The sequence below is a fragment of the Streptococcus sp. HMSC063B03 genome (assembly GCF_001836965.1).
Taxonomy (GTDB): Bacteria; Bacillota; Bacilli; order Lactobacillales; family Streptococcaceae; genus Streptococcus; species Streptococcus pneumoniae_F.
The window spans coordinates 95,063-102,625 of sequence record NZ_KV831029.1; the positions used below are offsets into that span (position 1 = coordinate 95,063).

The 7,563-nt window shown below is 32.6% G+C and carries 5 protein-coding genes and 2 pseudogenes; all 7 read right to left on the reverse strand.

Annotation, left to right across the window (positions count from 1 at the left end):
* Nucleotides 1-100: 100 nt before the first annotated feature.
* Nucleotides 101-1,096, reverse strand: a pseudogene (locus HMPREF2628_RS11080) (sugar transferase); the annotation flags it as partial.
* 99 nt (nt 1,097-1,195) lie between these two features.
* Nucleotides 1,196-2,074: a glycosyltransferase family 2 protein gene (locus HMPREF2628_RS04415; RefSeq protein ID WP_061590257.1), complete on the reverse strand. Its 879-nt coding sequence runs from the start codon at nt 2,072-2,074 to the stop codon at nt 1,196-1,198.
* Between the two features lies 1 nt (nt 2,075).
* Nucleotides 2,076-2,961: pseudogene (locus HMPREF2628_RS04420) on the reverse strand (glycosyltransferase family 2 protein).
* Nucleotides 2,962-2,972: 11 nt separating this feature from the next.
* Entirely contained in the window at nt 2,973-4,181 is a 1,209-nt protein-coding gene (locus HMPREF2628_RS04425; protein WP_061590258.1) for a glycosyltransferase, read from the reverse strand.
* A gap of 9 nt (nt 4,182-4,190) precedes the next feature.
* A complete protein-coding gene (locus HMPREF2628_RS04430; RefSeq protein WP_070842447.1) occupies nt 4,191-5,069 on the reverse strand; it encodes an acyltransferase in 879 nt (292 codons plus the stop codon).
* Nucleotides 5,066-7,150 (reverse strand): glycosyltransferase, encoded by a 2,085-nt coding sequence (locus HMPREF2628_RS04435; RefSeq protein ID WP_070842448.1) that lies wholly within the window; start codon nt 7,148-7,150, stop codon nt 5,066-5,068. The genes HMPREF2628_RS04430 and HMPREF2628_RS04435 overlap by 4 nt, the downstream gene beginning before the upstream one ends.
* Before the next feature lie 156 nt (nt 7,151-7,306).
* The coding region (locus HMPREF2628_RS04440) for an LPXTG cell wall anchor domain-containing protein (protein ID WP_142350492.1) at nt 7,307-7,563 on the reverse strand (257 nt) is incomplete at its 5' end.

Sequence of the window (7,563 nt, forward strand, 5' to 3'; positions counted from 1 at the left end):
CAGGAAGATGTTCTACCAGATATTCAATCTGTTCTAAATCCTGACTATTGGTAACTGTAAGGAGTTGCAAGCCTCGTAGTGCATGATTTTTTTTTATCCCTATTTCAAAAACTGCTTGCAATAAGAACTGTTTTGCAAAAAAACCTTGACTTAGTAAAAAGGAAAAATAACGCACTCTACTACACATTTGAAGATAGGCTTCCTCTGATAATTGTTCCACCAAAAGGTTCGCTTCTTTTAAGTTATCAACTACAAATCCCAATCCTTGCTCTACTATAAAGTCCGAGTTAGACAAGGTAGCAGGAATAATGACAGGGATACCTGCCGCTAAATAAGTACTCAATTTATAAGAAACATTCATACTGTAGTAATCTACATTTTGTTCTTCATTTTGATATGTAGTCCAAACAAGTCCAAATCCGCCCTTCGATAACTCTAAAAGCATTTCTTCATCCGTCTTCCAACCCGCAATATAAACTTGATTCGATAAAGGAAAGGGTTCTTCATTTGTAAATACTGTTAGCGGAATTGTACCTTCCCAAGTTTTTAATTCTGGGAAACGACTTAAATTTCCTGCAAAATAAATTTCTTTTTTAAATATAGGTTCATGTAAGTCCAAATCATGAGGATGATCCCACATTCTTTGAAAAATGATTTTTTTAACATTCAATCCTTGTTGAAGTAGTTTATCTTTCATAGCTTCTGATGGTAAGATGATGCTATCTGCCATGTTGTAAAGATTGATATAATCCTGCATCAGAAATTCATTTGCTTTAAACATCAGAGGAATCACATCATGAACAAATACTATGATTTTCACATTGAGAAGTTTCAACTTACTTAAAAATTCTCTTTCAAACTCTAGACCATTCCAAGTAGGTGTTTGAAAAATGACCACATCTCCCATTGAAACACTTGCTAGAATCCCGTCTAATCTTCTACTTCTCTCTTCTACAGTTTCAGCTGATGCATGGTAAAAATAAATCCCTAACTCTCTAAATCCTAGTTGACTAGCTATCTTTTGAACAGCATTTTGAGCAATGGTTGCTGTACTTTCTCGAGCCATCCCATACAGATTGGTAATATGTAGCTTCATTTATCTCCACTTTCTATCATATCTTTTTTCCTAGTTCGTGATTTCAAACAATCCTCTCAACATCTACAAAAACTTTTTCTTGACCTACAGACTGATATATTATCCTTCTAATAGAAATAGTACCTCTTGCAACCATCTTGCAGTTTGAGTAAATTCCAATTCCTCGAATTTTATCTTGTCAACTAAATAGCGAAGATACACAATACAGTCATCTACATACGAACTAACTTCTAACTTTCTAGCAGTTAGAAATGCAATAAAATTCAATCGTTGTTGAATATCACTCCTAATTTTTTCTAATTCAAAATGTTTGTATTCATCACTACTAGTTCGATAAATGTAATTATCTTTGTTTACATATACAATTTTATCAGAAATTAGATATAATTTATACCAAAATTCCATATCTTCTCCTAAAGTTGTTTCTTCATTGAAACGAATAGTTTCCACTCTTACACTCTTAACCAATTTCCCCCAGGTAGAGCTATAAGAATGATCAAAAGAAGACAATGCTTGCAAATTATCAATCAATTCTTGACCTGTAAATGTCTTTTTATCATATCCTCTTTGAAAAATATGAAAGTAGAAACAATTATCTTTTATATTGAATTTTTTATATGTCGAGACAGCTATATCTGCTCCTTCTTCTAAAAGAGTCGTATATAAAACTTCTAAATAATCAGAATCTACCCAATCATCCGAATCAATAAAAGTAATATACTCTCCTTTAGAATGCTCAATTCCCAGATTTCTTGCAGAGGACACCCCACCATTTTCCTTTTCAAAATAACGAAAACGAGAATCTTTAGAAACATATTCTCTACAAATATCCGCTGAATGATCAGGTGAACCATCATTGATTAATAAACACTCGAAATTTTGATATGTTTGAGCAACAATACTATCCAAGCATTGTCTCAAATAATTTTCTACATTGTAAATTGGAATTACAATGCTGATTAATTCATTTTCCAACATTTTATGATTTACTTCTCCCTTCTAGCAAAAACATAACCTCATGAAGCCACCTTATTGTTTCAGATGTATCATATTCAGGTGACTCCTTTAGTCTCGCAACTTGACTTGTAATTAAAGATAAACAAGTTTTTACATATTTTGATACATTTACACCTCTAACTGCAAGAAATGCGATAAAATTCAATCGCTGTTGAATATCACTACGAATTTTTTCTAACCCAAAATGTCTGTCAACATTATCTAAACGATATATATAGCTATCTCTATTAACGAACACAACTTTGTTAGAAATAAGATATAATTTTAGCCAAAATTCCATATCTTCACCAAGGGTTGTCATTTCGTTAAAAGCGATCTTATCTAACAGACATTTGCGAACTAATTTGCCACATACATAACGATAGGAATAATCAAATGTATCTAAATCTATAAATTCATCAATTAATTCTTGATTTGTAAATACTCTTTTTTCATATCCCCTCTGAAAAGAATGAATATACCAGCAATTATCCGCCATATGAAACCTTTTATAAGTAGATACTGATATGTCTGCATTCTCATCTATAAGCGCATTGTAAAGGACTTCTAAATAGTCAGAATCCACCCAATCATCTGCATCAATAAAAGTAATGTACGTCCCCCCCCGAACATTCAATACCTAAATTTCTAGCTGATGATACTCCACCATTTTCTTTCTCAAAATATTTGAACCGAGAATCCTTCTCAAGATACTCTCTACAAATATCAGCAGAATTATCTGGAGAACCGTCATTGATTAATAAACACTCAAAATTTTGATAAGTCTGATTCTGAATACTATCTAAACACTGTCTCAAATAATTTTCAACATTATAAATTGGAACTATGATACTAATTAATTCATTCATAAGCAATTCAACTATTCTCCTAAGAATTGTCTAATAGACTCTACCATTTTCTCCGGCTCTGCCGAAGAAAATATATGACTTCGATTATTCGCATCATGGCTAGTATTTTCAAATGCAAATATTGGTTTTGATAACTGTTTAACCACTGAAAGAATATTATCTATTTCCTGATAATGATTAATATCTAAATAAAAATCTAACTTACTCAGAATTTCTTGAGATTGATATGAAGTATAATTAGGATAAAGTGATACGTTCTTAAAAACTTCTAAATTAAATACTCTCGATCCAAAATAACTATGAGCAAAAATATGAAAATGGACATTTGGAAGTTTTTCTACAAGATATTCTATATGTTCCAACTCTTGCGTATCTGTAAAGATAGCTGTATGAAATAAACTAACTGTTGCGATGTCACTAAACGATGTCGGTTTTGTATCCTTTTCTGATAAAATAGTTTGCCAATCTAAACCATTGTAAAACCACCATAATTCTCGATATCTTGTTTTTATCGAATGATTCCATGGTTTATGTTTTCCTTCAAAATGGATAATAGCCGGCTCATATGACACATCCCATTTCTGTAAAAACCAATCTGGTCTTTTTTCATAAAAAATTTCTGCATCTAGCCCAACCATAAAATCAAAATAGGGAGTTAACTCTTTCCATTTATCTTTAAATAATAAATTTAAAACCCCTTGATCTCCATATACTTCTTGGTGTTTTTCATGAGTTAAATCTAGCAATTGCTGACAAATATTTTCTGACACCCATTTGTCAACATTAACAACCATCATTCCTGCATTAAAAGAATTTACATCCCATGAGTCCCGAACAGCGAGAATATAGTTTCCATCAAAAGATATTTCAAATAACTTATCCAAGCTTTTGTGAACGATCATATCACAATCTAAGTATAAAGCCCTACTTTCTTCCACAATTTCAGGAATAAAATAGCGAAAATAGGTCATATATCTAATATGCTTATTAGGAGTAGAAAAGTGTTTTACTTTTTCTGCATCAATCCTTATATTTAAAATTTCACAGTTTATTTTCCCCAATTTCTTTTCCATGAGACAGAACCACTCTTTGGGAATATCTTCGTTAAAAATGTAAAATTTCAAATCCTTATTATGATAACAAATAGATTTAATAGTCGTTTCCAACTTGTCACGATAATTATTATCTGCTCCTAAAACGATCGCTTTTTTTATATCCATAGCTCCAAATTATCCTCTTTCTTTTACAATAAGATTCCCATCATTATAAACCACACTATTAGCCGGAATATCTTTACGCACTATGCATCCTGCACCTATAATGGTATTATCCCCAATAGTCACTCCTTTTAAAATCGTGACATTACTTCCTATCCAACAATCCCTTCCAACTCTAACTGGTGCTGTAGTCCACTGCCATTTTTCGATTTTCTCAGCTGTGTAGATATGATCATGGTCGTAAAAACGAACTCCCTCTCCCATCATAGTTCCAGAACCGATTTCAATTCTTTCCATACAGTTGAAACTACAAGAGTTATTAATAAAGACACCATCATGCAGTATTAACTTCCCTGAAGAAACATGGAAATTCTCAAAATTTCTACAAATGACATTGCTTCCCACAATTAGACTAGCTTTACTATCAATTTGAAATACATTCCAATTTCCATCTTGGATGATATTTTCTTGATGATTGGTACATACTCTGACTTCATTCAGATACTCTCTCACTCTAGAAACCAATTTATCTGGTGTACTTGATAGAAAAACTTCCTGCCCCTGATTTCCATGGACTGTATTATCAAAAGCAAAGGCAGGTTTCTCAACCTGCAAAAATCTCGATACAATAGCATTCACTTCTTGAAAATGATTGATATCTAGTAAGAAATCACACATATTCACTAGAAAGTCAATTTGCTGATCAGTTGTAACTGTCACGAGACGGACATTGTATTTTGACTCCAGTACTCCTATCTTTTCAGAAAAGTGTACAGGAGCTGCAATATGAAAACAAATATCTGGTAAGTTTTCTAAAATATATTCTAATTGTTCAATCTGATCACTTACAGTTAAAATTAGTGCATCGCCTCGCACAGTATTTTTCCTCATCTATTTAACTCTCTTATTCTATCTATCATTTCTGAAACTTGATCAATCTGATATATCTCTTGATTCGCTTCATACGATTTTGTATTTTCAAAGGCTAAAATTGGTTTATTTTGGGAAATAAATTGCTCTAATATCTCTACTTCCTTCTCACCATAGTTGATATCTAAAAGTACTTGACTCGTCTCTACCAATTCTCTATCCAATTCCTCTAAAGATACTGTTCCAGAATAGACAGTGACATTTGGATACACAACAAATCTAGAAAGATTCTCACTAACGATTACCCTTGCTGCAATCTTAAATTGCACTTCTGGTAAAGCCACTATTAGTGTTTCCAACTGCTCAATTTGATCTGAAGCTGTATAAATCAAACAAGAAAACGGAAATTTAATAGGATAAATATGCAATTTTTTAAGAGAATGTAAATGATGATTTTTTCCTAACTCTGTCCATTCCATATCATGGTAATACCACCAAACATCACGATAGGTTTGTCCAGCATGTACCTGCCAAGGCTTTCTCTCTGATAAATAATGGATGATCCCTGGATATTCTTGACCATTTGGAAAACGATAGTTTGCGAAACGTTCATGAATGACAATATGATTATTATCAAAATCTAGTTCTAGCCATTTATTTTCAAAAAGCATATTTAAAATACTTTGATCAGCCTGATCCACTTTATCATGCCATTCATTGGTTAAATCAATCAACTTTTGAGTTATATTCTCTTGCTTCCAAAGAGCATTATTAATCAAGAGAACACCTGCATTAAAGATTTCTCGACCAAAATAGGCTCTGCCTCCAAAATCTCGAATAGCAGCCAAAGGATAGTCCTGTAAATCTGTAGCAAATAAGTCATCTAGATTTTTTGTTACTACTAAATCGCAGTCTAAATAAAGAGCCTTGTCCTCTTTCACGAAATCAGCCACAAAATAGCGCAGAAAAACAGTGTAACTGATATCTGTTTTGTAACGTGAAATTTGCTCAGAAGTTACCCGACAATTGATAATTTCTGAATCAAACTTTTCCAAGCGCTTATTTAATTGTTTCAACCATTCATTAGGAAAATCACTATTAATCAGATAAAACCGAATCGAACGATTATGATAACAAATGGACTTAATAGTCGTCATGACCTGCTCGACATAGGCATAATTTGCTGCGAGGACAATGGCTTTCTTTTCCTTTTGCTCCTGTATTGATAACTGATTCAAAAGAGTTCTTTTCATTTCAAACTCTTTATACGTTGCTGTGTCAGATAAACCACTAGCCTGACCGTTCGCGAGACTGACTTCCAACATCTGACGATAAACTGTTAAGTGCTTCTCAAGTGGATAACCCATATTAGCTAGTAGTGTAATACGCTCAGACATAGCATCAACCAAGGCATGCATCCACTTTTCTGTCCAAGTTTTTGTAATACTTCCACTTCTCTGACGATATGCGTACAGACCTTTGTTTAAATAAACTACTTTATTTACAGATAAGTACATTTTTTGATTAAAATAACCATCTTCGCCGAGTTTACCTTTATCAAACCGGAGATAATCAAACAATTTCGCTTTATAGAGTTTGCCCCAAGCAGATATCAAAGCAAAACTCTTCATTTCTTGAGATTCATATAAGTTTTCAAAAATAGAAATATTGTCATATACTTTCTCATAGTAGGAATCCCCATATATATGGAAATAATATGTTTCCTCATCTTCATTGTAAGAATAATAATTTCCAACCGCAATATCAGCCTGATACTCTACTATTTTTTTATATAGAGTTTCTATATAATCTTGTTCTATCCAATCATCAGAATCAATGAAAGTTACATAGGAACCAGTCATCTTGTCCAGACCTACATTTCTTGCATCTGATAAACCACCATTCTCTTTTTCAATATAGACAATTCGATTATCTTTTTGTGCATACTCTTGACAAATTTCACCCGAATTATCTGTAGAACCATCATTGATTACAATTATCTCAAGATTTTTATAAGTTTGATTAATTAAACTATCCAAACATTTTTCTAGGTAATTTTCAACATTATAAACTGGTACAATTACCGTAATTTTTTCAGTCATGTAATCGTTCTCCTTTCCTACTATTATAACATTTTTTATGCTATTTTTCTGTCTCCCTTAACCTTTAAAACGCAAAAAAATCCCCTGGATGATTTTTCATCCAAGGGATTCTTCATAAATCGAAATAATAATACTTTCTATGTATTTTTAATCCGATTACTCTTCATCATCACGTTTACGGCGTTTTGCAAACAGACCTAAACCAGTCACAGCTGCCAAAGCTCCAAGGAGTACAGATGATTTGGAAGCTTCTGTACCTGTATTTGGTAATTCTTTTTGAGATTTACCTGTTGATTCAGAAGTATTTCCAACTTGTGAGTTCGAATGGTTTGCTGAATTTGAAACAGAAATCGAAGTACTTGTCGATGCTGAAGCTGAGGCTACTGCACTAGTAGATGCTGAAGCACTTGCTA

Excerpts from the sequence above, each read along its gene's own strand:
- HMPREF2628_RS04415 (WP_061590257.1), bottom strand. The coding sequence starts at position 2,074 with ATGTTGGAAAATGAATTAATCAGCATTGTAATTCCAATTTACAATGTA.
- HMPREF2628_RS04425 (WP_061590258.1), bottom strand. The coding sequence starts at position 4,181 with ATGGATATAAAAAAAGCGATCGTTTTAGGAGCAGATAATAATTATCGT.
- HMPREF2628_RS04430 (WP_070842447.1), bottom strand. The coding sequence starts at position 5,069 with ATGAGGAAAAATACTGTGCGAGGCGATGCACTAATTTTAACTGTAAGT.
- HMPREF2628_RS04435 (WP_070842448.1), bottom strand. The coding sequence starts at position 7,150 with ATGACTGAAAAAATTACGGTAATTGTACCAGTTTATAATGTTGAAAAT.